Origin of the sequence: Streptomyces sp. NPDC101776 (assembly GCF_044766845.1) — a bacterium.
In the GTDB taxonomy this organism is placed as follows: domain Bacteria; phylum Actinomycetota; class Actinomycetes; order Streptomycetales; family Streptomycetaceae; genus Streptomyces.
This window is the reverse complement of record NZ_JBIWMV010000040.1, coordinates 1-22,477: the sequence shown is the minus strand read 5'-3', so window position 1 is coordinate 22,477 and position 22,477 is coordinate 1. Positions and strand designations below refer to the sequence as shown.

Below are 22,477 nucleotides of genomic sequence, written 5' to 3'. Positions count from 1 at the left end.
CGACAGGCACCGTCACAGTCTTGACCTCCCCGGCCCGGCGGCGGCCACCGCTTCCGAGGCGATCAGGAGACAGACGACCTTGCCCAGCGTCACGCAGCCAGCTGCCCCGTGTCACATCCCGTCTGACACCGACGAAGAGATCGTCCTCGGTGTCGACACCCACAAGGACTTCCACGCGGCGGCCGTCGTTAACGTCCTCGGCGCCACCCTGGACGGACGCACCTTCCCGACCACCACTGAGGGCTACCGCCAACTCGCTGCCTGGGCCCACTCGTTCGGCACCCTGGGCCGGGCCGGGGTAGAGTGCACCGGTTCCTACGGCGCCGCGCTCGCCCGCCACCTGCGCGCCGAGGGCATCGAAGTGACCGAGGTCAACCAGCCCGACAAGGCGGCGCGCCGACGCCGCGGCAAGACAGACGCCGTCGACGCGGAGGCGGCGGCCCGCGCTGTCCTGTCCGGTCGCGCAACCGCGACCGCGAAGACCAGCGACGGCCCGATCGAAGCCCTGCGGCTGCTCAAGCTCGCGAAAGGGTCCGCGATCAGGTCCCGCACCCAGGCCATCAACCAGCTCAAGAGCGTCCTGATCTCGGCGGATGCCGACCTGCGCGAGTCGTTGGCCGGCCTGAGCAACCCGCACCTGTTCAAGCGGTGCGCCGAGCTGGATGACTCGCGGGGAGACGGGCCGGCAGACACCGCCCGACACGTGCTGAAGCTCCTCGCTGACCGTATCCAGCACCTGACCGGCGAGATCGACAACCTCAACAAGCGGATAGCCGCCGGTGTCAAAGAACACTTCCCCGGTCTGCTCGACACGCACGGCGTCGGCCCGGACAGCGCCGCCGCCTTGCTCATCTCGGCCGGCGACAACCCTGATCGCCTCAGCAGCGAGGCGTCTTTCGCCGCCTTGTGCGGGACCAGCCCAGTCGAGGCATCCTCCGGCAAGACCCAACGACGGCGGCTCAACCGCGGCGGCGACCGCCAGGCCAACGCTGCTCTCTACCGGATCGTCCTCAGCCGCCTGCGCTGGGACGATCGCACCCAGGACTATCTGCGGCGACGCCTCTCCGAGCAAAACCCGCCGGGAGATCATCAGGTGCCTGAAGCGGTACGTCGCACGCGAAATCTATCGACTCATCGCCACCATCAGGACAGTCGTCTGCCACGCAGATCCCGACCGAACCGCAAGTTGACATCCATAGGGGCATCAACGGCTTCTGAGTATCGGTTCAAGGACCCGGATGCCCTCACCTGCCATCCGGAACGAACCACGGGGAACGTCCTCGCTGTGACCGCCTCAGCCGGGCCCGGTCGACCGAGATCCCCGGCGCCCCCGCGTCCGACCGTACGGTCGGACGCGGGGGCGCCGGGCGGGGGCCAGGGCTCAGGGCTGGATCGGGACGGAGGCGACCAACTCCTCGCACTTGTAGGGTCCGGCGGCTGCGGCGACGGTGTAATGCAGCGTGCTGTTTCCGTCGACGGGGATCAGGTCCGGGCTGTAGTTCGTGTTGCACCCGGTGTTGGCTCCGACCGTTGGGATGGCCGGGGCGGCTATCTCGGTCCAGGATCCGGCCCCGGCGTCTTGGTTGCTGAGGATCAGGGTCTGGTTCGACGGCACGCTCCCGGACGTACTCGCCTCGTTGCGGCCGCTCAGATACAACGTCCCGCCCGACGGGCCGCCGTTGCCGGCCCAGGTGATCACCGGGGTTCCCCGCAGAAAGAGCCCGTCAGCGGTCGTCGGCACGGTACCCAGGTCCGTCGGACCTGACCCCCAACTGTCCCCGTCGGCGGAGGTCTTGATATGCACCGCACACGCCTGCGGCCCGCACATCTCGTAGGCCAGTACGTACCCGCCGCCGAGTTTCGATATCGCGACGGTGGGCATGCCGGGTCTGTCGGCCGGGAAGGGGCTGGCGACGACCTTGATCTCGCCGGGGCCGAAGCTGGTGGAACCGTCGGTGTGCGCACTCCAGCTAAAGCCGCCGTCGGTGGAGATGATCTCGCCGATGAACTGGCTGTAGGTGGCGTTCTGCCGCTCGTCGGAGAAGAACATCGCGAGGTTGCCGGAATTGTCGAGCCTGACGAACGGCTCCCAGACCCCGTCACCGACCCCGCCGGCGGTCTGCACGATACCGACAGAGGCCCAACTGGCGCCGTGGTCGACGCTGAGCCACTCGCGGATGGACGCATGGGTGTTGCCGGCGGTCACCGTGGTCCCCAGCAGCATCAGCGTCCCGGCCGGGAGACCGCCGACCTGCTGGGGGTATTCGTAGAGGAACGGCGCCAGGGACGACACGTCCCCGGGCACGATGGACCGGGTGGACCAGGTCGCGCCGTTGTCGGTGCTCTGCCTGATCAGATAGCCGGTGATCACACCGTTGCCGGCCGTGTGCTCGAAAGTGGAGAGCATCGTTCCATTGGCCGCCCCGGCACTCGCCAGTCGTATCGTCCTGGCGTACCCCAGCGATTCACCGCTCGACACCGTGCTCCACATGACGCTGCCGGGCGGGTCGGCGGACGGAGTGCTGTACTTCGCGGACAGGTCCTGGGTGGCCCAGGGGTCGCCGGGGAACCCGACGTCGGACAGATAAGTCTCCCGCAGATGACCGTCCGCGCTGTTGACGGTGTAGACACTGGTCCAGGTCAGAGCGCCACTGGTGTCGTAATGAACCAGCGGTGACGGACTCAGCAGCGACGGCGGCGTCCCGACATTCGCCGACAGGTCCTGATACCCCCACGGGCCGCTGATCGCGGGCAGGTAGGCCTCCTCCAGATGATCGCTGGGGCCGGTGAGGTAGTACACGCTGGTATACCCGTCGTGGTACAGCGCCGCCGGTGCGACGTTCAGGGACTTCGGGGCACCGTAGACGGTCGTCAGGTCCTGGATCCTCCAGGCGCCCCCCATGTAGGGCAGGTAGGTCTCCTCCAGGTCGCCCTGACGGCCGACCGTGTACACGCTGGTGTACCCGTCATGGAAGACGGCGGTCGGTGTGACGGCCGTCGTGGGCGTGCCGTAGTTGGCCGTCAGGTCCTGGGTGCTCCAGCCGGAGCCCATGAAGGGAAGGTAGGTCTCCCACAGGTGGCCGGTGCCGGCGGCGACGGTGTAGACGCTGGTGTACCCGTCATGGACGATCGCGACCGGGGACGTCCCGGTCATCACCTGCGGGGTGCCGTACTTGCCGGACAGGTTCTGGGTCTGCCACGGGTCACCGGGGAACCCGGCGGCAGGCAGGTAGGTCTCCCGCAGGTCACCGCTGAAGGCATCGACGGTGTAGAGGCTGACGTACCCGTCGTGGAACACCGCGGTCGGCGACGTGCCGTTCGCGACCTGCTGCCCGGCGGTGGCCGCCGACAGGTCCTGCGTGTGCCATGCGATACCGGTGGACGCGGCGCCGGGCAGGTAGGTCTCCTGGAGGTGCTGGGTCCCGGCGTCAACGGTGAACACGCTGGTGTACCCGTCGTGGTAGAGCCCCACCGGCACCGTGCCCGTCCGCACATTCGGCGCGCTGTACTTCTTCGACAGGTCCTGTGTGGCCCAGGGCTGGTTCATCGCCGTCAGGTAGCTCTCGTCCAGGTGCCCGCTGGAGGCATCGACGGTGAAAGCACTGGTGTAGCCGTCGTGCACCACCGACCAGCCCGCCGGGGCCGACTGCCGCTGGTAGACCGGCGGGGTGTTGTACTTCGCGGACAGGTCCTGGGTGACCCAGGGGTCGCCGGGGAACCCGGAGTTGGACAGGTAGGTCTCCTGGAGGTGGCTGCTGAACTCATCGACGGTGTACACGCTCGCCCAGTCCAGGGCACCGGCGGAATCCGGATGGAGCAGCACGATCGGGGTCTGGTCGGTTTTCGGTGTGTTGTACCCCTTCGACAGGCTCTGGGTGTGCCAGGCGTCACCGATGGTGGGCAGGTACGTCTCCTGGAGTTCATCGCTGCCCTGGTCCACGGTGTAGACGCTGGTGTAGTTCATGTGGACCAGGGCCACCGGTGCCGCGCCCGGCGCTACCTGCGGCGTCTGGTAGTTCGCCGACAGGTCCTGGGTGTGCCACGCGTCGCCGGGGAAGCCGGTATTGGGCAGGTAGGTCTCCTGGAGGTGCCGGCTGCCCTGATCCACGCTGTACACACTGGTGTAGCCGCAGCCGTCCGACGCGCCGGAGGCCCCGGAGGCGTGCACCACCGCGGTCGGCGTGATGTCGGTCGCCGGGGTGCCGTAGTTCGCCGACAGGTCCTGGGTGTGCCACGCCTGACCGATGGCCGGCAGATAGGTCTCCTGGAGGTGGTGATTACTCGCGTCGGCCGTGTAGAGGCTGGTGTAGCCGCAGTGGACCAGCGCCACCGGAGACGTTCCCGGCAGGATCTGTGGGGTGCTGTAGTTCACCGACAGGTCCTGGGCGTGCCACGCGTCGCCGGGGAACCCGACGTTCGGCAGATAGGTCTCCTCCAGGTCACCGTTCCTGTTGGCGGTGTAGACGCTGGTGTAACCGCACCCGGTCGACGCACCGGAGGCCCCGGCGGTGTGCTCCACCGCGGTGGGCGTCACGTTCGTCGGCGGGGTGTTGTACTTCGCCGACAGGTCCTGGGAGACCCAGTCGGCGCCCATGAAGGGAAGATAGGTCTCCTGGAGGTCACCGGTCGCGGCGTCGACCGTGTAGAGGCTGGTGTAGCCGCAGTGGACCAGCGCCACCGGTTGGGTGCCCGCCATCACTGGCGGGGTGTTGTATTTCGCCGACAGGTCTTGGGTCGACCAGGCGTCACCCATTTTCGGCAGGTAGGTCTCCTGAAGGTGCCCGTTGGCCGAGTTCACCGTGAACACACTGGAGTACCCGTCGTGAACCACCGCCTGCCCCGCCGCGCTGGGTGCCGCCGCGCTCGGCGCCGGCGGGGCACCGTTGGAGTTGCCGTCGTAGCCGGCCGCGACGATGCCGGCCTGGACCGCGTTGTCGGCGGCATCGGTCGGGTAGCCCTGGGTCATCACGCCCTCGAAGAAGGAGCCGATCGACGCGTTGCTGTTGTCGCCGCCCGTCCCCAGTACGATCGCGCCCTCCTGCTTCATCGGCACGTAGCCGCCGCGGGTCGGTAGCGGCCCGCTGTACCAGGTGCTCAGACTGCCGGACTGCGCGTTGCCGCCCTTGAGCGCGTACGTCGTCTGCCCGTTGTTCTTGAGCATCGCCGTGACGAACTTGCTGCTGTTGCCCGCGTTGTCGGTGTCCGAACCGTTCCCGCCGCTGAACAGGCCGTTCTCCAGGTCGGCTTCAACCCAGGGGCCGCTTCCGGTGCACGGTCCGAAGTAGCACTCGGTGCCCAGGTTGACGGCGTCCATGTGGCCGTTGCCGGTGTCCGTGGTACTGGTCTCGGCGTTGCCGTAGTCGAAGCAGCAGCCGCTGTTGACGTGGGTGCCACTGGCCACCATGTACATGCCCTCGGCCTGGCCGTTGACCGCGATACCCGTCGTGCTGTTGTCCCGGTAGCCGGTCTGCCCGACGATGTCGACGCCGTACACCTTGTGGCCGTTCACGGTGACCGGCAGTGCGGCGGCATCGGCACCGTGATCTGCCCCGCCGGCGCCGCCCGCGCCCTCGACGGTCAGATCGTTCCACTCGGGCGACTGGTCGTAGATCTTGGTGATGACGCAGGTGGTACTGGCGCAGAACGAATCCTGCGTCGCGGCATTCGCGTAACCACCCGCCGACAGCGGCAATATGTCAGTCGTCGCCTTGTCGGACGCACGCTGAACCTGATACAACGGCCCGCCATAGTACGAGTACAGCGCACGCACCGTGCTGTGCGCGGCCACGCAGGGAAAACCGTTATAGCCGTACGCGTCGCACGACAGCGTGCCTGCGGCGACGGGGCTCAGTTCCCCTATCGCGGGTCCCAGGAGCGGTTCCATTTCAATCATGGTCTCGCCGGTCGACGTCATGGCATTGACGAGCCACGTGCCCAGCCAGCGGAAGCCCGGCGCTTTCTCGACCAGCCACTCGCCGATATTCTTCAGGATTCCGGGGAGAACGTTGGTGCTGAAGCTTTTGACCCACTTCTCCCAGGCGTATCCGCCGAACGCGCCGATCAGTGCTTTCGCCATCGTCGTGGCCCAGGCCGAGGCGGAGCCCAGCGTGCCGTCGATCACCTGGGTAAGGAAGCCCTGGGCGAAACCTCCGACGAATCCGCCGAGCGGTGAGCAGACGACCTGGACGCCGATAGCGCTCGTACACAGTGACCGGACGGCGAGCCCGATTACCCCGCCCAGCGCCGTCAGGGCGAGCGACTCCACCCACGAGGTGGAGGTCTGCACCTCCGCGGCCGGGATGGTGACCACCACGCTGTTGTCGGCGGTCATGCTCAAGGTGGCGTCGAAGTCCTGCCAGCCCGAGAGGTCGACGCCGGGGATGGTCGCTCCGTACTCCTCGGCCTGCCGTTTGAAGGTGTCGCTGAGGTGGGCGTTCTTCGCGTTGGTCTCGTTGACGAGGTTCCGCATGCTTGCCGGGTCGAAGCCGAGGTCCGACGGGCTGATCGTGATTGTGAGGTCCGGGGCTGCTGTCGCGGTCACACCGGCGTCCAGACCGGAGGCCGACAGCTCGGCGGCGGCCTGCTGGACGGTCGCACGGGCCGTCAACACGGCGGCCCGTGCGGGCGGCGCACCGACGGCCACTGTCGTGATCACCGCCAGGGACAACACGACCACCAGCGTTCCGTGGCCCCACCGGACTAACCGGTCGATTCTTCGACTTTTCTCCGCCGACCTACTCCGCACCGGCCTACTCCGCTCACATCAGAAACGCGACGATTTCGCACATGACGGAACAACCTGAGGATCGGAAATCGGGTACGGGCAACTACCGACACCGCACCAGCAACGACATCCGTTCCATGGCCAATTGGTTGACGGGAAGTGAATTGCCGTAGTTCACACAACTGACCACATCAACACCCTTTACGAACCCGATTGAACAGGCCACTCGAACACGCGTCAACAAAATCTCCACAAATTCCACAGTGGAATCGCAGGGATCAGTGATTGCGTGAAAGGTGTGCATTTTCCGGATTTCTACAGATACGGAAAGGGTCGCCGCAGGTGATCGCGTACGGCGATCTCGTCGTGGGTGACTGCTTCCGCACGTCCGGAAGGGCGCCCGCATGACGGCGTTAGCCGGTGGCGCGCGTGGTCAGCGGTCGATGCTGGCCATGTTGGCCTCGTCGTGGCGCTCCCCGGCGGCCGGTGTGAGGTTGTTCAGCCGGTCGAGCTGAGCGGCGCTGAGTTCGACGCCGTCGGCGGCGGTGTTCTCCTCGACGCGTGCGACTCGCCGAGTTCCGGGGATGGGGGCGATGTCGTCGCCGCGGGTCAGCAGCCAGGCCAGCGCGGTCTGGGCCGGGGTGGCGCCGATCTCGGCGCCGATGGCCTGCACTTCGTCGACGATCGCCAGGTTGCGCTGGAAGTTCTCGCCGGTGAAGCGCGGGTTGGTCTTGCGCCAGTCGTCGTCGCTGAAGTCGTCGACGGTGCGGATCTGCCCGGTCAGCAGGCCGTGGCCGAGCGGGGAGTAGGGGACGAATCCGATGCCCAACTCGCGCAGCAGCGGGAGGATTTCGGCCTCGACGTCGCGGGTCCACAGGGAGTATTCGGTCTGCAGTGCGGCCACCGGATGCACGGCGTGGGCCCGGCGGATCGTCTCGGGGCCGGCCTCGGACAGTCCGATGTGGCGCACCTTGCCCTCGGCGACCAGTTCGGCCAGCGCGCCGACGGTCTCCTCGATGGGGGTGTCCGGGTCGACACGGTGCTGGTAGTACAGGTCGATGTGATCGGTGCCCAGCCGCAGGAGAGAGCCCTCGACCGCGGCCTTCACGTTGTGGGCGCTGCTGTCGATGACACCGGGGCCGTTGCCGGCGTGGGAGACGAGACCGAACTTCGTGGCCACGACGACGTCGTCGCGGCGGCCCTTGATGGCCTTGCCGACGATTTCCTCGCTGTGGAAAGGTCCGTAGATCTCGGCGGTGTCGATGTGGGTGACTCCGAGATCCAGCGCCCGGTGGATGGTGCGGATCGACTCGGCGTCGTCGAGGCCCCCGCCCGTGGTGTAGGTGCCGGCCATGGTCATGGCTCCCAGCCCGATGCGGGAGACATCGAGCCCGCCCAGTGATACACGCTTCATCAGGTATTCCTTGTCGTAGGGGCCCTCAGGCCCATTCGGTGATCGGGATCAGCGCGGTGCGCCAGCAGTGGGCGGACCGTGCTGCGGTGGGTCCCGCGCTGCCGACGCGGGCGCGGTTGCCGCGGGTGCGGGCCGGCTTGCGTAAGCGGCCCCGGCGGCGGCCTGCGCCTCGAGGGGCGGGGCGTGTTGGCTCAGGCGCGGACATCGTCCAGCGGTGCCAGGGACAGGCGCGGGATCCGTGGGTTGATCCGGTTGTGCTGTGTCAGTGCTCGTGGGCCGCCGGCTCCAGAACGAGGACCGGGATCTCACGATCCGTGTTCTTCTGGTACTCGGCGTAGTCGGGGAACGCCTCGACGGCTCGGGCCCACCACACGGCCTTCTCGTCCCCGGTCACCTCGCGTGCCAGCATGTCCTGGCGCACGGGGCCGTCCTGGAGCTCCACCCGGGGGTCGGCCACCGCGTTGTGGTACCAGACCGGGTGCTTGGGGGCTCCCGCCATGGAGGCGATGACGGCGTAGGAGCCGTCGTGCTGCACCCGCATGACCGGGGACTTGCGGATCTTGCCGCTCTTGGCGCCCACGGTGGTCAAGACGACCACCGGCCGGTCCTGGAGCGTCGTTCCCTGCGTACCGCCGGAGCTTTCGTACAGCTCCACCTGGTCCGCGACGAACTGCACCGGGTTCGGCTCGTACTCGCCGATGAGGGGCATGTCTGTCTCCATAGTGTCGAAAATGCACCCGGTGGCGGTCCTGCGCCTCAGCCGGATACGGGGCGGTTACCTCAGGCGCGGGCGTCGTCGTAGGCGAGGTTGTCGCCCAGTTCGCGGGAGGCTTCGGCCTGGGCGAGGAGTTCTCGGGCCTTGGCCTCGGCGGCCTCGATGGCGTCCGCACCGGCGACGAACCGCGGCAGCGGTTTGTCCTGGCCTGCGATGGTGAGCAGGGCGCGGGCCAGCTTGGCGGGGTCGCCGGGCTGCTTGCCGTTCATGCTCTTCATCCCCTCGATCCTGGGGGCGGTGCGCGGGGCGTAGTCGTCGATGGACAGCTCGGGCCAGTTGGTGGAGCCGTCCACCAGGAGTTCGGTGCGGAAGTAGCCGGGCTCCACGACCGTGGTGTGGATGTTGTACGGCTCGACGTCGTAACGCAGCGACTCCATCCAGCCCTCCTCCGCGAACTTGGAAGCGGCGTAGGCGGAGGTGAACTCCATGCCGACCAGCCCGGCAGTCGAGGTGATGGTGATGATGTGGCCCGCGCGCTGCCTGCGCAGGACGGGCAGGACAGCGCGAGTGACGTTCATCGGGCCGAAGAGATTCGTCTCGAACTGCCGGCGCATCTGCGCGGGCGAGATCTCCTCGAAGTAGCCGGTGAAGAGGTTCCCGGCATTGTTGACCAGGACGCCGATGCGGCCGAACCGATCGACGGCGGCCTGCGCGGCCGCCTCGGCATCCTCCAGGCTGGTCACGTCCAGCCGGGTGACCAGCAGATTGTCCTGCGGCCCGCCGAGGGTCTTCTCGACCTCTTCGGGGCGGCGGCCGGTGGCGACGACCTGGTGGCCTGCGGCGAGGGCCTCGCGGGCGATGTCCGTGCCCAGACCGCGTCCGGCACCGGTGACGAGAATGACCTTGCTCATGGGGGGTTTCCTTCCGTGGCCGGGATCCGGCATCCGGTATGTGTGGTGGTGATGCGTGCAGCGCCGACGGTGCCGGACAACCGGTGGCCCGAGCGCCGCCGTATCCGGACGGTTCACACGCTGGGGGCGGTGCACCACCAACAAAACCGCTTGTCACGGGAGTGTGGGAGTCCCTGATGAGGGGGTCACTGACAGGGACCCCCAACCCGGCGGATCCGCTCGTAGAGTGAAACGCATGGCAGGCAGAAACGACCCACAAGGCACCAACCGGGATATCCGTGATGATTTCCGTGCGGAGATCCGGGAATTCCTCGGCACCCGACGGGCCAGGGTCACCCCCGCACAGGCCGGACTGCCCCTCTACGGCGGAGAGCGCCGACGGGTCACCGGACTGCGCCGCGAGGAGGTCGCCCTCCTCGCGGGCATCTCCAGCGAGTACTACACCCGCCTCGAGCGCGGCAACGCCACCGGCGTCTCCGAGAGCGTCATCGACGGCATCGCACAGGCACTGCAGCTCGACGAGGCCGAACGCCTCCATCTGCTCGACCTCCTGCGCGGCGCCGGCACCACCCGCCCGCCACGCCGCCGGCCCGCCCAACAGCGCGTGCGGCCCGCGGTGCAGCGCATCCTCGACTCGATGGCCGGCACGCCGGCGTTCGTCCTCAGCGGACGGGGAGACATCCTCGCCACCAACGACCTCGGGCGCGCCCTGTACTCCCCGGTATTCGCCGACCCTGCACGCCCGCCCAACAACACCAGGTTCGTCTTCCTCGACCCGCAAGCCACCGAATTCTTCCGCGCCTGGGACCAGATCGCAGGCGACTGCGTCGCGATGCTGCGCGCCGAGGCCGGCCGCGACCTCTACGACCGACGGCTGACCGACCTGATCGGCGAACTGTCCACCCGCAGCGAGGAGTTCCGGCACCGCTGGGCCGCCCACAACGTCCGCATGCACACCACCGGCGTGAAGCTCCTGCACCACCCGGTCGTCGGCGACCTCGACCTACCGTTCGAGTCCTTCCCGGTGGGCGGCGACCCCAGCCAGGTCCTCCTCACCTACACCGCCGAACCCGCCTCCCCCTCCCAGGACGCCCTGAACCTGCTCGCCAGCTGGGCCGCGACCCATGACGACACCGAGCGGTCCGCACCGGCCAACGACACCGAGCCGGCCGACTCGGCGGAGACACCCTGACGGAACGACGACGCCAGGGCCTGAACAGGCAGCACGGCGTCGGCGGTGCCGGTACGCCGAGTGAACCCGGATACAAGGAGAAACACCCTCGTGGAACTCGTCAAGAAGCAGCCCACCGCCAAGGGCCCGTCCGACTGGTTCGCCGGTGACGTGTGGTTCGACGTGATCTTCGCTGGCCAGGAGCCGTCGCGGATGCGCGCCAACCAGGTCCGCTTCTCCCCGGCCGCGCGCACCAACTGGCACTCCCACCTGGTGGGCCAGACCCTGCATGTCACCTCGGGCATCGCGCTGATCGGCACTCGCGACGGCACGATCCTGGAAGCCCACCCGGGCCAGACCGTCACCTGCCCGCCCGGCGAGGAGCACTGGCACGGCGCCGCCTCGGAGCTCTTCATGGAGCACATCGCCCTGTGGGAAGGCACCGGCGACGGCACCCCCGAGACCACATGGCTGGAGCCGGTCACCGACGAGCAGTACCACGGCCCGCGCACCCACCGCTGACCGCAGCACACCCCCACGGGGCCAGAACGGCCCTGGGCGGCCGGCCAGGACTTCAGCCGCTCAGCCTCGCAGCGCCAACAAGCCTGCGACCTGCAAAGGAGCATCACATGGAGTACAGCCGCCTGGGCCCCACCGGCTTGAAGGTCAGCCGGCTCGCCCTGGGATGCATGAGCTACGGCGACCCGGACGTGCCCGGCGCCCACCCCTGGGTGCTGGCCAAGGACAAGGCCGGACCGTTCTTCAAACAGGCCGTCGAACTGGGCATCACCTTCTGGGACACCGCCAACGTCTACCAGGCGGGCACCTCCGAGGAGACCGTCGGCCGCGCTATCACCGAGTACTCCCGGCGCGAGGACATCGTGCTGGCCACCAAGGTCCACGGCAAGATGCACGAGGGCCCCGGCGGACAGGGCCTGTCCCGCAAGGCCATCCTCGAACAGGTCGACGCCTCCCTCACCCGCCTGGGCACCGACTACATCGACCTCTACCAGATCCACCGCTTCGACGACGAGACACCGGTCCAGGAGACCATGGAGGCGCTGCACGACATCGTCAAGGCCGGGAAGGTCCGCTACCTCGGCGCCTCCTCGATGTACGCCTGGCAGTTCGCCAAGCTCCAGCACGCGGCCGACCTCGGCGGCTGGACCCGCTTCGCCTCCATGCAGAACCAGTACAACCTCCTGCGCCGACAGGACGAGCCGGAGCTCATGGCCATGTGCGGCGACATGGGCGTGGGCCTGGTGCCTTACTCGCCCAACGGCAAGGGGCGCCTCGCCCGCCCCGCCCACGGGCAGAGCACCCGTTCCCGCTCCGACCGCGTCGTGCAGTTCTTCGACAGCCCCCACGACCAGCCGGTCATCAACGCCGTGCAGCAGCTCGCCGAAGCCCGCGGCGTCGGCATGGCCCAGATCGCTCTCGCGTGGGTGCTACGCAACCCGCTGGTCTCCGCTCCCATCGTCGGAGCCACCAAGCCCCACCACCTGTCCCAGGCCGTGGACGCGCTCGCCCTGCGGCTGTCAAACCACGAAGCGGCCGCTCTGGAAGAGCCCTACATCAACACCGGACCGTCCTGGTTCTGAATCCCGCCCCGCGCCCATCACCTGGCAGACCCCGACCCACGCAGACCGCCTCGTCGGTGCGGCTACCAGCGTCATACGGACCCACCGGACGATCGGCCCTGATCACACCCTGACAGAACTGCAGGTCACGAAGAGTGGTCCCCCCGTCAGCCGGGGATAGTTCTCCGGCGCCCGGCGGCGCCCCTCGATCTATCGCGTGGTCCTCGCATCAGCGGAAGCCATACAAAACAATAACCACCGGCGCTGACAGACCATCAGAGCAATACACGAGGCGGAGGCCAAGCAGTCGCCCTCCACAGTGGGCGAAGGCCAGGTGCCAGGGCCGCCCCCACACGCGGTCAGCGGCGGCCGGTGGCCAGGATGACGAGGAACTGGCCGCCGCCCGCCTCAATGTCGGCGGTCACCGGCAGCCCCGGTACCAGTCGGGAGAACCGGTCCACCAGCCAATCCGCCGCCTCTTGGGCGTCCCGCCTGGTCGGACAACGGCCCACCATCTCGCGACCCCCCTTGCGCTCCAGCCTCCCCGCAACAGTGATCAACGGCGCGGGTTCGACCACGTACAGGCGATCCGGCCAGGCGATGACCACCTTGACCGCACCCTTACGGGTGTTGCACCCACGGTGCGCGAGCCGCTCGGCGACCTTGGCCTTCCGGTCGGCAGTCCGGCTGTCGACGCTGGGGCCCCGCGGGTCGTTCACCGACTCGTCGGGGTCGACCGCTTCGTCACACACCCAGCAGCGCCAGCCGTCACGCTCGGCCACATCATCAAGGAGACTCACCCGAGCAAACTAGCCTGCCCGGCCACCACCCCGCACACCAGGTACTCAAGGAACGGGGCAACCTGCCAGCACCAGGCACCGACACCACGCCAGATCTCCCGGCAGCCCGCTCCACGACGGTGACACCCCGGCCAGGACACCACCGGACCGACGGCCCGGCCGCACGGGCACGGCGAGCGCCGCCCGGCGGGCCTCTACGCCGTGAACGTGGCGGCACAGCAGGGCGGGCGGCGGCGTCCGGACCCAGGGGTGGTACCCCCCGCCAGCGGGCGTAGTTCCAGGGAGCTGATGAGGCATGGCTTCTTGCCCAGGTGGTCCCCGCACCAGCGGGGTAGCTCGTGCCCCGCACGATGCTGTCCGTCTATTCCCATCCGTCAAGAGACACCTGAGGCCCGCTACTGAGGTAGTAGCTGAGGGCACTGGCAGTTGTATCTACGAATGCCTCCGGGATCGCGTCGGCGTCGACCCATCGGACCTGGGCGTGCTTGTGTGGTTCGCGGTTCTCTGGTTCGCCGGTCCATTCGTGGGCGGCGAAGACGACGGTGAGGAAGCCGTTGGGCGCTTCGACGCCCCAGGCGCCGTGGATGATGTGAGCGACCGTCAGGGACTCCGGTTTCACCATCAGCCCGGTCTCCTCGTACAGCTCCCGTACCGCGGTCTCGGTGACGGGCTCGCCGGGCTCGCTCTTACCGACGGGAAGATCCCACATCCCCTGGGCGAACTTGGCGTTCTCACTGCGCTGGAGAAGGACGACGCGGTTGGTGGTCTTGTCGTGGACGATGACGGCTGGTCCTGGAGCACCTCGACCACGAACGGCCGTACTATCTGCCGACCAGCTCCGATCCGCTCATCACGGCGGTCATGCGGTACACCGACTCCCACCTGGACACGGTGTCGCTGGACGCGGTCTGCCGCACCAACTCGGTTTCCGAGCGCACTCTCCGGCGCCGTTTCCGGGCGGCGACTGATATGACGTGGCGTCAATATCTGCTGCAAAGCAGGCTGTTGGCGGCAATGACGTTGATGGACCGGGGCGGCAGCACGGTCCATGGCGTTGCCAGAGCTGTGGGTTTCGAGAGCCCGAGCGCGTTCAGCCGGGCGTTCCGGGAGTACACCGGGCAGACACCGACGCAGTTCCGCCGAAACCGACGCGGAGACGCGACGGGGATCGACAGTGGGTGATCGTCCGGCGCCGTGAGAACTGCCGGTGCGGAGAGGATGTCCTCGTGTTGGGGTCACGTGCGGCCGCCGGGCACAGTGGAATCGGGGTAGGCGCCCCGGCCCACTCCGCCGGCTCCCCTGCCCGCGCCATGTTGCTCTGACCAGGATGTGCGGCGAATCGGCGTCCAGGTCGACGGAGATGATCCGGCCCGCGGTGCCGATCCCGATAGCGCCATGACCGCCCACGTTGCGCCAGCCGGACCCGAATAGCTCAACGGCGTGATCATTCACACTCGCAGGCAACGTAGAGTGCCGCCTTGGTCGCCGAAAGTGACCTATCGTTTCTCTTCTCCACTGCTGAGGTAGTCGTGTCTTCCGCGCAGGCACCGGAACATTCACCGGCGTATCCATTCAACCCTGCTCACGGCCTCGATCCCCAGGGAACCTCCTTCGCGTCCCCGGTCACCCGGATGCTGCTGGCCAGCGAGGGCCTCACCACTCCGCTGCTGCAGGCGGCCTCGGACGGCGCGCTGCGAGCCCAGGTCCAGTCGTTGCGGGTGGTCCCGGCGGCGGAGCTGGACCCAGGAATCCGCCGGCATCTGCAACTCTCCGGCCAGGAACGCTGCCTGGTGCGGCACACCAGGCTGGTGACGCCGGGCGGAACCGCCGTCTCCGACAACACGGTGGTGGCCCGGCTGGGCATCGACCCCCGGGTCGACCGGATCGCCCGGGACCTGCGCCAGCCGCTGGGGTTCGCCCTGGCCGAGGCCGGCGTCGAACTGCAGCGGCGGGTCCACTGGGTGGGGCGGCGGCGCTGGTTCGGCGGCGGGCCGTGCGCCTGCAAGACCTACACCCTGCACGCGGCAGCGGGACCTCTGGTGCACATCGAGGAACTCTTCAGCCCGCAGATCGTCCCCGCCGACCTGCGGATCCCCCACTCCCTCCAAGGAAGACTCGCATGAGCGTGTTCCGGACGGCCCTGCTGTCGGCCGTCGCAAGCGGCGGCACCCGCACGGCCGTCCATCAGGACGACGCCACCTGGTCGTACGCCGAACTGGACCACTGGTCCTGGGTTCTGGCCGAGAGCCTGACTCGCCCCGGGACCCCGGACCCGCAGGACTGCGTCGCCCTGCTGCTGCCCAACGGCGCGTCCTGGCTCGCCGCCTACCTGGCGGTACTCAAGGCCGGCCTGGTGGCCGCACCGCTGAACCCCGCACTGACCCGGTCCGAGCTCACCCGCATCCTGGAGCGGACCCGCCCCCGGCTGGTGCTGTGCGCCCCCGAACGGGAAGCGGAGGTGCGGGAGGCGGTCGCGCTGCACCCGCCGCAGCCGCAGGTACGCACCGTCGAGCCGGTTCCGCCGGTCTCCCCCGCCGTGGCCGAGGAGGCGTCCGCGCGGATCACCCGGCGCCGGCTGTCGGCACCCTGCCTGGTGATGCACACCTCCGGAACCACCGGCAACCCCAAAGCGCTCCTGCAGACCGAGCAGGCACTGCACCTGGCCGCAGGGTACTGGCGCCACCAGCACCGGACCGCCGACGACGTGGTGGCGCTGCCGATCCCGCTGGCGCACACCTACGGCCATCTGGTGGCCGCCGCCACCCTGCTGGCCGGCGCCGCACTGGTAGTCACCCCGGACCCCTTCGACCCGGCGCGCTGGGCCGCCAGGCTGACCCGGCACCGGGTCACCGTGCTGGAAGGCGTCCCCACTGTCTACGCGCGGCTGCTCACCGCAGACCCGACCGCCGTTCTCGGGGGCGACCTGCGCCGCTGCCTGTCGGCGGGTCAGCAGGCCTCCGCCGACCTGCGCCAGAACTGGGAACGGCGCACCGGCACACCGCTGCTGGAGAGTTGGGGGATGACAGAGCTGGCTGGTCCGGGCCTGGGCCCGCTGCCCGGGAGCTGCCCCGGCAGTGCCGGAACCGCGGTGCCGGGCCTGGAGATCCAACTGACCGTCACCGGTCCCGACGCCTGCGACCCCGACGGCAGCCCGGCGCGGCCCGGCGAGATCGGCGAGCTGTGGGTGCGCGGACCCCAGGTCACCCCTGGCCACCGGGCCAGTACCTGGAACGTCGTGCCGGTCGCTGACGGACAGGGCTGGCTGCACACCGGGGACCTCGCGGTCCGCGACGAGCACGGCTGCGTCACCCTTTCCGGGCGCAGCAAGGACGTGATCATCACCCGCGGCTACAACGTCTATCCCGCGGAGGTGGAGGCGGCGCTGCTGGAGCACCCTGGTATCGCCGAGGCCGCCGTGGTCGGCCGGGAGGACACAGAGCGCGGCGAGGTGCCGCACGCCGTGGTCGTGGCCCAGGCAACCGGCCCGGCCATCTCTGCGGAGGAGCTGCGCGAGCACTGCCGGGGGCGGCTCGCCCACTACAAGGTGCCCAGGAGCGTGGAGTTCGTGTACCGGCTGCCCGTTTCCTCCACCGGCAAGCTCGACCGCGCCGCCCTGCGCGTGGCAGCAGGAGCCGTCCGAACCGCTGTCAAGGAAGGCTGAGCCGCTGTGCCGCTGTCCGAACGACCCGTGATCCTCCTCACCGGCGCCACCGGCGGTCTGGGCACTGCTCTCGCCGCCGCCCTCGCCGCCGACGGCGCGCGCCTGGGCCTGTCCGCCAGGACTGCCACCGCGGTGGCCGCACAGGCGGAAAAGCTCCGGGCAGCCGGGGCTGAGGTACTGGAGCTGCCCGCCGACGTCACCGACCCGTCGGCCGCGGCCGCGGCCGCCCGCGCGGTGTTCGACGCCTACGGCCGGATCGACGTGCTCATCGACAATGCCGGAGTGGAGGGGCCGGTCGGCCCCTTCTGGGAGGTGCCCCTCGACGACTGGTGGGAGGCCGTGCGTGTGAATGTGATGAGCACGGCCGCGGCAGTCCACGCCGTGCTGCCGTTCATGGTCGCCCAGGGCGGCGGACGCATCGTCAGCATCAGCAGCGCGGCCGGGCAGCATCGCTGGCCCACCCTGTCCGCCTACTCGGTTTCCAAGGCCGCCGGTATCAAGTGCATGGAGAACATCGCCTACGAGGCGCGCGAGCACGGCGTCAGCACCTTCAGTCTGCACCCCGGAATCGTGACCACAGGTCTGACCACCGCCGCCGTCGCCGAGGACGCCTCGGCGGGCCCCTGGCACGCCAGGCGCCGCGACTGGCTGCTGCGGCAGCTCGCCGAAGGCCGGGACACCCCGGTCGAACGCACCGTGCAGGCCGTCACCACCCTCGCCGCCGGGACCGCGGACGATCTCTCCGGCCGGTACCTGACCGTCGACGACATCCTCGGCACCACACCGACCAGCAGCAACCCGCCACCAGCACTCGTCTGACCCGACCAGCAGCAGCCCGCCGCCGGCGCTGGTCCGACCCGGCCGGGTGGCGACTCCCGGCCCGGCCGGCAAAAGAGATACGGGACCGAAACCGACCGAACGCGCCTGCGAACTCCGGTCCGAGGCCCGAGCCGAGACATGGCACACGACTACGGATCAACCCGTCCTCAGCCCAAGAACTCCAGCACAGCAGCCGAGCCCCGTCACCCCAGCCTCCAGACAGCGGCCACCCGGACCCTCAAGGGATCGAGCGAGGGGCCGGGCCGCATCGGGTCAGTTGGTTTGGGCCCAGGTTTTGTCGAACCAGTCGAGGAACGGGAGGACGCCGCCGACCTTGGTGATCCGCTGGTGAATGGCCCTCTGGTCGTGTCCGGCGAGGAAGTTGCGGCCCGAAGGTGTCTCGCCGCCGCATCCGCAGGCGCAGAGCGTCCGGTCGAACACGGAGTCCACGTACTGGACGGGATTCTGGCTCTTCCCCACGGGCGTCTCGCCGCCCACGTACTTGTCGTACACCGGGTGGCCCGGCTTGAGGATCGCGCCGTCGATGCTGCGGCGACCGTCAGGGTCGGCGGCCGTGATGCTGTCGATCTCGACGGCCAGAACGACGATCCCCATGGCCGTGAACGCCGCGTAGCGTTCACGATCGGCGCGGGGGCCAAGCCGCCAGCGTCCGCGGCCCGCCTGGTACACCTCTTCGTCGGTCAGTCCCGGGCGCCAGCCCGCGGACGACCTGCCGTATTCGTCCGCCGGGAACGTCTGGTAGGCGCCGAGCGCGATGGTGAGCATGACGAGCCCTCTCTTCTCCACCCGCAGATACTTTGAACCCCGGGCTTTCGAGTTGAAGGTAGACCCCCTCAATCAACGACACAACCCCGGGGTTCAAAGTATCTGCGGTCAGTGCTGGACGGGGTCCCGGTTGCGTCGGGTCGCCCGGCGCCGCGGGGCGGAGTTCTCTGGCGGCACCATCGACCTCCGCTGGGCGGAGTTCTCCGGGCCGCCGGAAACACTGGAGGACCACGGCCAGGGCGACACGGTGACGAGGGGCAAGGAGCAGGCGGCGCGGGGCAGGACGCGGGTGCAGCGCATGAACGCGCTGATGCGCAAGCACATCAAGGCCGAACTGCTGCGCATGGTCTACGCGGACGGTCTGGTGAACCACAACTCTCCCGAGAAGTGGCGCAAGGACGAAATCGCCTCCGTCGTCGTGGACCAGGAGTTCCGGGCCGCAGCTGCCCAGCCTCCAGCCCCGGCGAAGCGGTCGCCGGAGCAGCATCACCATGACGAGTGCGACAAGACGATGTACGAGGGCGGCGCTTGCACCTGCGACCTCATCGATCAGTACGGGCCACCCTCCGAACGGGAGGACTCCTACTGAGACGGCCTCTGACCGTTCCCCAAGCCGACCCTCCTCAGGGCGGACGCGAAGCGAGTGGACGGGGGGGTGAGGGGTGCCCCGCGCGCGGGGTGGACGGGGCGGGTTCTGGGTAGAGCTTGCACGTTGTGTCCTGAAACGCCCGTCACCGGCGGCACCGCCGGTGACATGCTGTCATGGCATTGGGCCGGGGGCGCCGGGGGGCGTTCCGGTCGCTACCTGGGGGGAATATGTCGACGCCATCAAAACCGTCACAGCCGCTGAAGAAAAAGACGAAGGCGGAGGATCCCGCTCCCGGGAAACAGCCCGCGAAGGTTCTCAAGACCAAGAAGGACAGCTCTCTTTCGGAGGCCACGCGGCGTGTGCCGTCCACGGGGACCGCGGAGGGCGTCTCCTCGCAGGACCTGCAGGACTCGCAGGACTTGGACGAGGTCGTCTCGCCCGAGAAGATCGTGCCGCGTGAGGCGCTCTTCCTGCCGCCTGAGGCGCCGCAGGAAGTGCGGGAGTTCGTGTCCCGGCACGTCAGGGTCCTCGTGGACCTGCTGGAAGAAGAGCGGCCCGACGAAAGCGACGCGGTCAGGAAGCGGCGCAGCGCGTACGAGGACTACCCGAGGGACGAACGTCTGCTGCACCGCGGCCGGCGCAACGGTCCGTCGGCCCTCATACAGGACTCGACGAAAGCGGCCATCAAGGAGTTCAAGGCGGATCTCGGTTTCAGAACCGGCTTCACGAGCAAGGGCAGCTGGCTTCCGACGCTGACGGTCTCCGGCGGCACGCCGAAGATCACCCGCCGGGATCTGCAACTGCTCAGCCAGCTGTCGCAGATGCTCATCAACCATCTGCGGGAACAGGAGGTGAAGACGACGGAGATCGAGGCGATGGCCGTCAACGGCCGGATCCTCGTCAGTGCCAACGAACCGGAGGTGGTCGACGCGCTGACCCGGCTGAACCTCGCGACCGTGCTCACGGACGCCGGCGGCTACCAGGGTGACGGCGATCCCATGAAGGCCAAGGCACGCAAACTCTCCGAGGTGGCCCAGGCGTTGGCGTCGGGTTCCGGCGCTCCCGGTCTCGACCGCGAGCGTGTCCAGGCGGGCGCGCGGCGCCTGGTCCAGCTGGGCACCGACTGCCTGATGGAGTCCGACCAGGAACAGTCCGTCAAGACGATCCTGAACACCCTCTTCCAGGTGATGACGGTACAGGGCGCGCGGACCATGGTCGTGTCCAGGAGCCCGAAGGACTTCGAGGACCTGCTCCGCAGCGAGAAGTACGCCGGGCGGGTCATCGCCGTCCCGGCGAGGCGCGGCGACTCCCACGCCGAGCAGAACCTCGTGCACGCCGCGGTCGTCGCCCGAATCCGGCTGAGCCCGATCGCCGTCGCGGGCGGCAAGCGTCCGTGCACCATGTGCTGGCTGACGCTGTGCCTGGCGCGCGCCAACGGGTACGACGTCTACTTCAACGGCCATCCGGGCGGGCTGTGGACGAACACCACCCGGGCCGGCCTGCATCTCGTGGCCAAGCAGCTGGGGATCACCGGGGGCGACCTGCCCGAGCAGCTCCGCAGTATCGCCAGGGCGACCGGCACGGACGACGATCCCGGCCTGGTCCAGTACATCACCGCCCTGGACGGCGCAACGACGGGGCCGGGCGACAGCGTCGACCGGGAAGCCGTCTACCTCCGCAAGACCTACTCCACCAAGGGTGGCTCGTTCTCGGTCAGCGACGACTTCGGCGACGACCAGTCCCAGTTCGCCGGGTCGGACAGCTCGCAGAGCGACCAGGCGTCGCAGGGCACCCCGCCTGACGGCATCATGCTCGACGACGATCCCGGCGGGCCGTTCACCCCCGGCTCGGACGACGATCCCGGCGTATCGATCATCGAGGATCCGCCCTTCGGCGTACCGCAGATCCCCATGGAGCCGCCGCGGACCGACAGCGGCCTGCCTGCGGAGCTCGACGCGCTGCTGAACGATGACGACGCACCCGAACCGCTGGAGGACGACGGCCACCCGTAAACGGGCCGGGACTGGTGGGTCTGCGTGAGACGGGAAGGCGCCCACCGGCCAGTACCGCGCGGCCACAGCGAGGAAATCACGGTCGACGGCGAGGCGGAATCGGTAACCGTGAAGCTGGGTGGGTGGGTCTCCAACACCAAAACGAGGCGCGACAAGCTCACCCAGGACCAGCTGGACTCACTGCGGGAACTCGGCATGGAGTGGGCATGATGCCGCCGCCGTCCGACCGTTGAGGCGAGCCGCGCGAGGCCCCGGGACACGGTCTCGGGTCGCGGTTCTGCTGTCGGCAGACCCGCTGGACGGCACAGCACGGCCTGTCAAGGATGGCCCTATGGGGAAGAACACGGCGGTGCATCGACTCGACCTGGGGTACTTCGTCCGGCCGGCATCAGAGACAGGCAGCACGCAACCGCGAGTTGAGTCCGTGCTCGCCTATCTGGTGCAACACGGCCAGGGACTGATCCTCTTCGACACCGGCATCGGCAGCGCCGACTCCCAGACCGAGGCGCACTACCGACCCCGACGCCGTGCACTGCAAGAGGCACTGTCGGTGGCTGGAGTCGCCCTCAGCGATATCTCTCTGGTCGTGAACTGCCACCTCCACTTCGACCACTGCGGCGGGAATCCTCTGCTGGGCGGCAAGCCGATCCTGGTCCAGGAAGTCGAGCTGGCCACCGCTCGCCGGGGCAACTACACCATCGACGAACTGGTCGACTTCCCCGGCGCGTCCTACGAGGAACTCACTGGTGAGACCGAGATCTGGCCGGGCGTCTGGATCATCCCGACCCCCGGGCACACTCCAGGGCACCAGTCGCTGGTCCTTCAGCAAGGCGACGGCACCGTGATCCTCGCCGGCCAGGCCCACGACTTCGCATCTCAGTTCGCGTCAGCCCAACTGGCCCGCCAAGCCGCACTTCACGGCGTCGAACAGCCGCTTCCTGATTATGAGCACTGGTTGGAGCGGCTTGCCGAGTTCGACCCGCGACGTGTGCTCTTCGCCCACGACTGCTCGATCTGGGAACCCTCACACAGCAACTTCTAGAACTGCCCCGGCGACGCCGGACCGCGTCGCCCCAGAGGAGCACGGGCCGGCCGGCGGTCATCATCACGGCCCCGAGGACGAGCCAGATCCCGCGGGAGTGATGTCACTTCTCGGCGACATTTCGCGGACCTGCGATCGACAAGTGGTGTCCAAACTCGGGCTCTGGTCCAATTGCTGTGACTCGCGACTGTCGGTGATCGCTCAGATGTCGAAGAGGGCTTCCTCTTGTGGAGGGACCGGAGGGTCAAGGACA

General features: G+C 68.6%; 18 protein-coding genes and 1 pseudogene. 12 read left to right on the top strand and 7 right to left on the bottom strand.

What is annotated here, in order from left to right; all coding sequences use genetic code 11:
* Nucleotides 1-115: 115 nt before the first annotated feature.
* Nucleotides 116-1,190: pseudogene (locus ACIRRY_RS50345) on the top strand (IS110 family transposase).
* Between the two features lie 191 nt (nucleotides 1,191-1,381).
* Here the strand turns inward: ACIRRY_RS50345 and ACIRRY_RS50340 are convergent.
* From ACIRRY_RS50340 to ACIRRY_RS50325, 4 genes are all read right to left on the bottom strand, one after another.
* Nucleotides 1,382-5,893, bottom strand: a complete 4,512-nt coding sequence (locus ACIRRY_RS50340; RefSeq protein WP_403606544.1) for an arabinofuranosidase catalytic domain-containing protein — start codon at nucleotides 5,891-5,893, stop codon at nucleotides 1,382-1,384.
* A 1,264-nt stretch (nucleotides 5,894-7,157) separates the two neighbouring features.
* Nucleotides 7,158-8,138: an aldo/keto reductase gene (locus tag ACIRRY_RS50335; RefSeq protein ID WP_403987421.1), complete on the bottom strand. Its 981-nt coding sequence runs from the start codon at nucleotides 8,136-8,138 to the stop codon at nucleotides 7,158-7,160.
* A gap of 262 nt (nucleotides 8,139-8,400) precedes the next feature.
* Entirely contained in the window at nucleotides 8,401-8,847 is a 447-nt protein-coding gene (locus ACIRRY_RS50330; RefSeq protein ID WP_403987418.1) for a nitroreductase family deazaflavin-dependent oxidoreductase, read from the bottom strand.
* Nucleotides 8,848-8,918: 71 nt separating this feature from the next.
* Nucleotides 8,919-9,764 (bottom strand): SDR family oxidoreductase, encoded by an 846-nt coding sequence (locus ACIRRY_RS50325; protein ID WP_403987415.1) that lies wholly within the window; start codon nucleotides 9,762-9,764, stop codon nucleotides 8,919-8,921.
* Between the two features lie 235 nt (nucleotides 9,765-9,999).
* On the opposite strand from ACIRRY_RS50325, the gene ACIRRY_RS50320 reads away from it, so the two are divergent.
* From ACIRRY_RS50320 to ACIRRY_RS50310, 3 genes are all read left to right on the top strand, one after another.
* Entirely contained in the window at nucleotides 10,000-10,956 is a 957-nt protein-coding gene (locus tag ACIRRY_RS50320) for a helix-turn-helix domain-containing protein (RefSeq protein WP_403987411.1), read from the top strand.
* A gap of 90 nt (nucleotides 10,957-11,046) precedes the next feature.
* Entirely contained in the window at nucleotides 11,047-11,457 is a 411-nt protein-coding gene (locus tag ACIRRY_RS50315) for a cupin domain-containing protein (protein ID WP_403987409.1), read from the top strand.
* A 107-nt stretch (nucleotides 11,458-11,564) separates the two neighbouring features.
* A complete protein-coding gene (locus tag ACIRRY_RS50310; RefSeq protein ID WP_403987407.1) occupies nucleotides 11,565-12,536 on the top strand; it encodes an aldo/keto reductase in 972 nt (323 codons plus the stop codon).
* Nucleotides 12,537-12,874: 338 nt separating this feature from the next.
* Here the strand turns inward: ACIRRY_RS50310 and ACIRRY_RS50305 are convergent, their stop codons facing one another.
* Complete coding sequence (locus ACIRRY_RS50305) at nucleotides 12,875-13,315, bottom strand: hypothetical protein (protein WP_033283580.1); 441 nt, start codon at nucleotides 13,313-13,315, stop codon at nucleotides 12,875-12,877.
* 361 nt (nucleotides 13,316-13,676) lie between these two features.
* Nucleotides 13,677-14,096 (bottom strand): NUDIX domain-containing protein, encoded by a 420-nt coding sequence (locus ACIRRY_RS50300; protein ID WP_403987478.1) that lies wholly within the window; start codon nucleotides 14,094-14,096, stop codon nucleotides 13,677-13,679.
* An 80-nt stretch (nucleotides 14,097-14,176) separates the two neighbouring features.
* On the opposite strand from ACIRRY_RS50300, the gene ACIRRY_RS50295 reads away from it, so the two are divergent.
* From ACIRRY_RS50295 to ACIRRY_RS50280, 4 genes are all read left to right on the top strand, one after another.
* Nucleotides 14,177-14,497, top strand: a complete 321-nt coding sequence (locus ACIRRY_RS50295; protein ID WP_403987405.1) for a helix-turn-helix domain-containing protein — start codon at nucleotides 14,177-14,179, stop codon at nucleotides 14,495-14,497.
* Between the two features lie 449 nt (nucleotides 14,498-14,946).
* Nucleotides 14,947-15,438, top strand: coding sequence for a hypothetical protein (locus ACIRRY_RS50290; protein WP_403987403.1), 492 nt, complete (start codon nucleotides 14,947-14,949; stop codon nucleotides 15,436-15,438).
* Complete coding sequence (locus ACIRRY_RS50285) at nucleotides 15,435-16,976, top strand: class I adenylate-forming enzyme family protein (protein WP_403987401.1); 1,542 nt, start codon at nucleotides 15,435-15,437, stop codon at nucleotides 16,974-16,976. The genes ACIRRY_RS50290 and ACIRRY_RS50285 overlap by 4 nt, the downstream gene beginning before the upstream one ends.
* Nucleotides 16,977-16,982: 6 nt before the next feature.
* Nucleotides 16,983-17,795, top strand: a complete 813-nt coding sequence (locus ACIRRY_RS50280) for an SDR family NAD(P)-dependent oxidoreductase (RefSeq protein ID WP_403987398.1) — start codon at nucleotides 16,983-16,985, stop codon at nucleotides 17,793-17,795.
* 273 nt (nucleotides 17,796-18,068) lie between these two features.
* Here ACIRRY_RS50280 and ACIRRY_RS50275 read toward each other — a convergent pair whose 3' ends face one another.
* Nucleotides 18,069-18,602 carry a hypothetical protein gene (locus ACIRRY_RS50275; protein ID WP_403987395.1) on the bottom strand — a complete coding sequence of 178 codons (534 nt, stop codon included), beginning with the start codon at nucleotides 18,600-18,602 and terminating at the stop codon, nucleotides 18,069-18,071.
* A 109-nt stretch (nucleotides 18,603-18,711) separates the two neighbouring features.
* Between ACIRRY_RS50275 and ACIRRY_RS50270 the strand changes: the two genes are divergently transcribed.
* From ACIRRY_RS50270 to ACIRRY_RS50255, 4 genes are all read left to right on the top strand, one after another.
* On the top strand, nucleotides 18,712-19,170 hold the full coding sequence (locus ACIRRY_RS50270; protein WP_403987393.1) for a hypothetical protein: 459 nt from the start codon (nucleotides 18,712-18,714) through the stop codon (nucleotides 19,168-19,170).
* Nucleotides 19,171-19,529: 359 nt separating this feature from the next.
* Entirely contained in the window at nucleotides 19,530-21,182 is a 1,653-nt protein-coding gene (locus ACIRRY_RS50265) for a hypothetical protein (protein ID WP_403987390.1), read from the top strand.
* A 24-nt stretch (nucleotides 21,183-21,206) separates the two neighbouring features.
* Entirely contained in the window at nucleotides 21,207-21,392 is a 186-nt protein-coding gene (locus ACIRRY_RS50260) for a hypothetical protein (protein WP_403987387.1), read from the top strand.
* 121 nt (nucleotides 21,393-21,513) lie between these two features.
* A complete protein-coding gene (locus tag ACIRRY_RS50255) occupies nucleotides 21,514-22,224 on the top strand; it encodes an N-acyl homoserine lactonase family protein (protein ID WP_403987384.1) in 711 nt (236 codons plus the stop codon).
* Nucleotides 22,225-22,477: the final 253 nt, after the last annotated feature.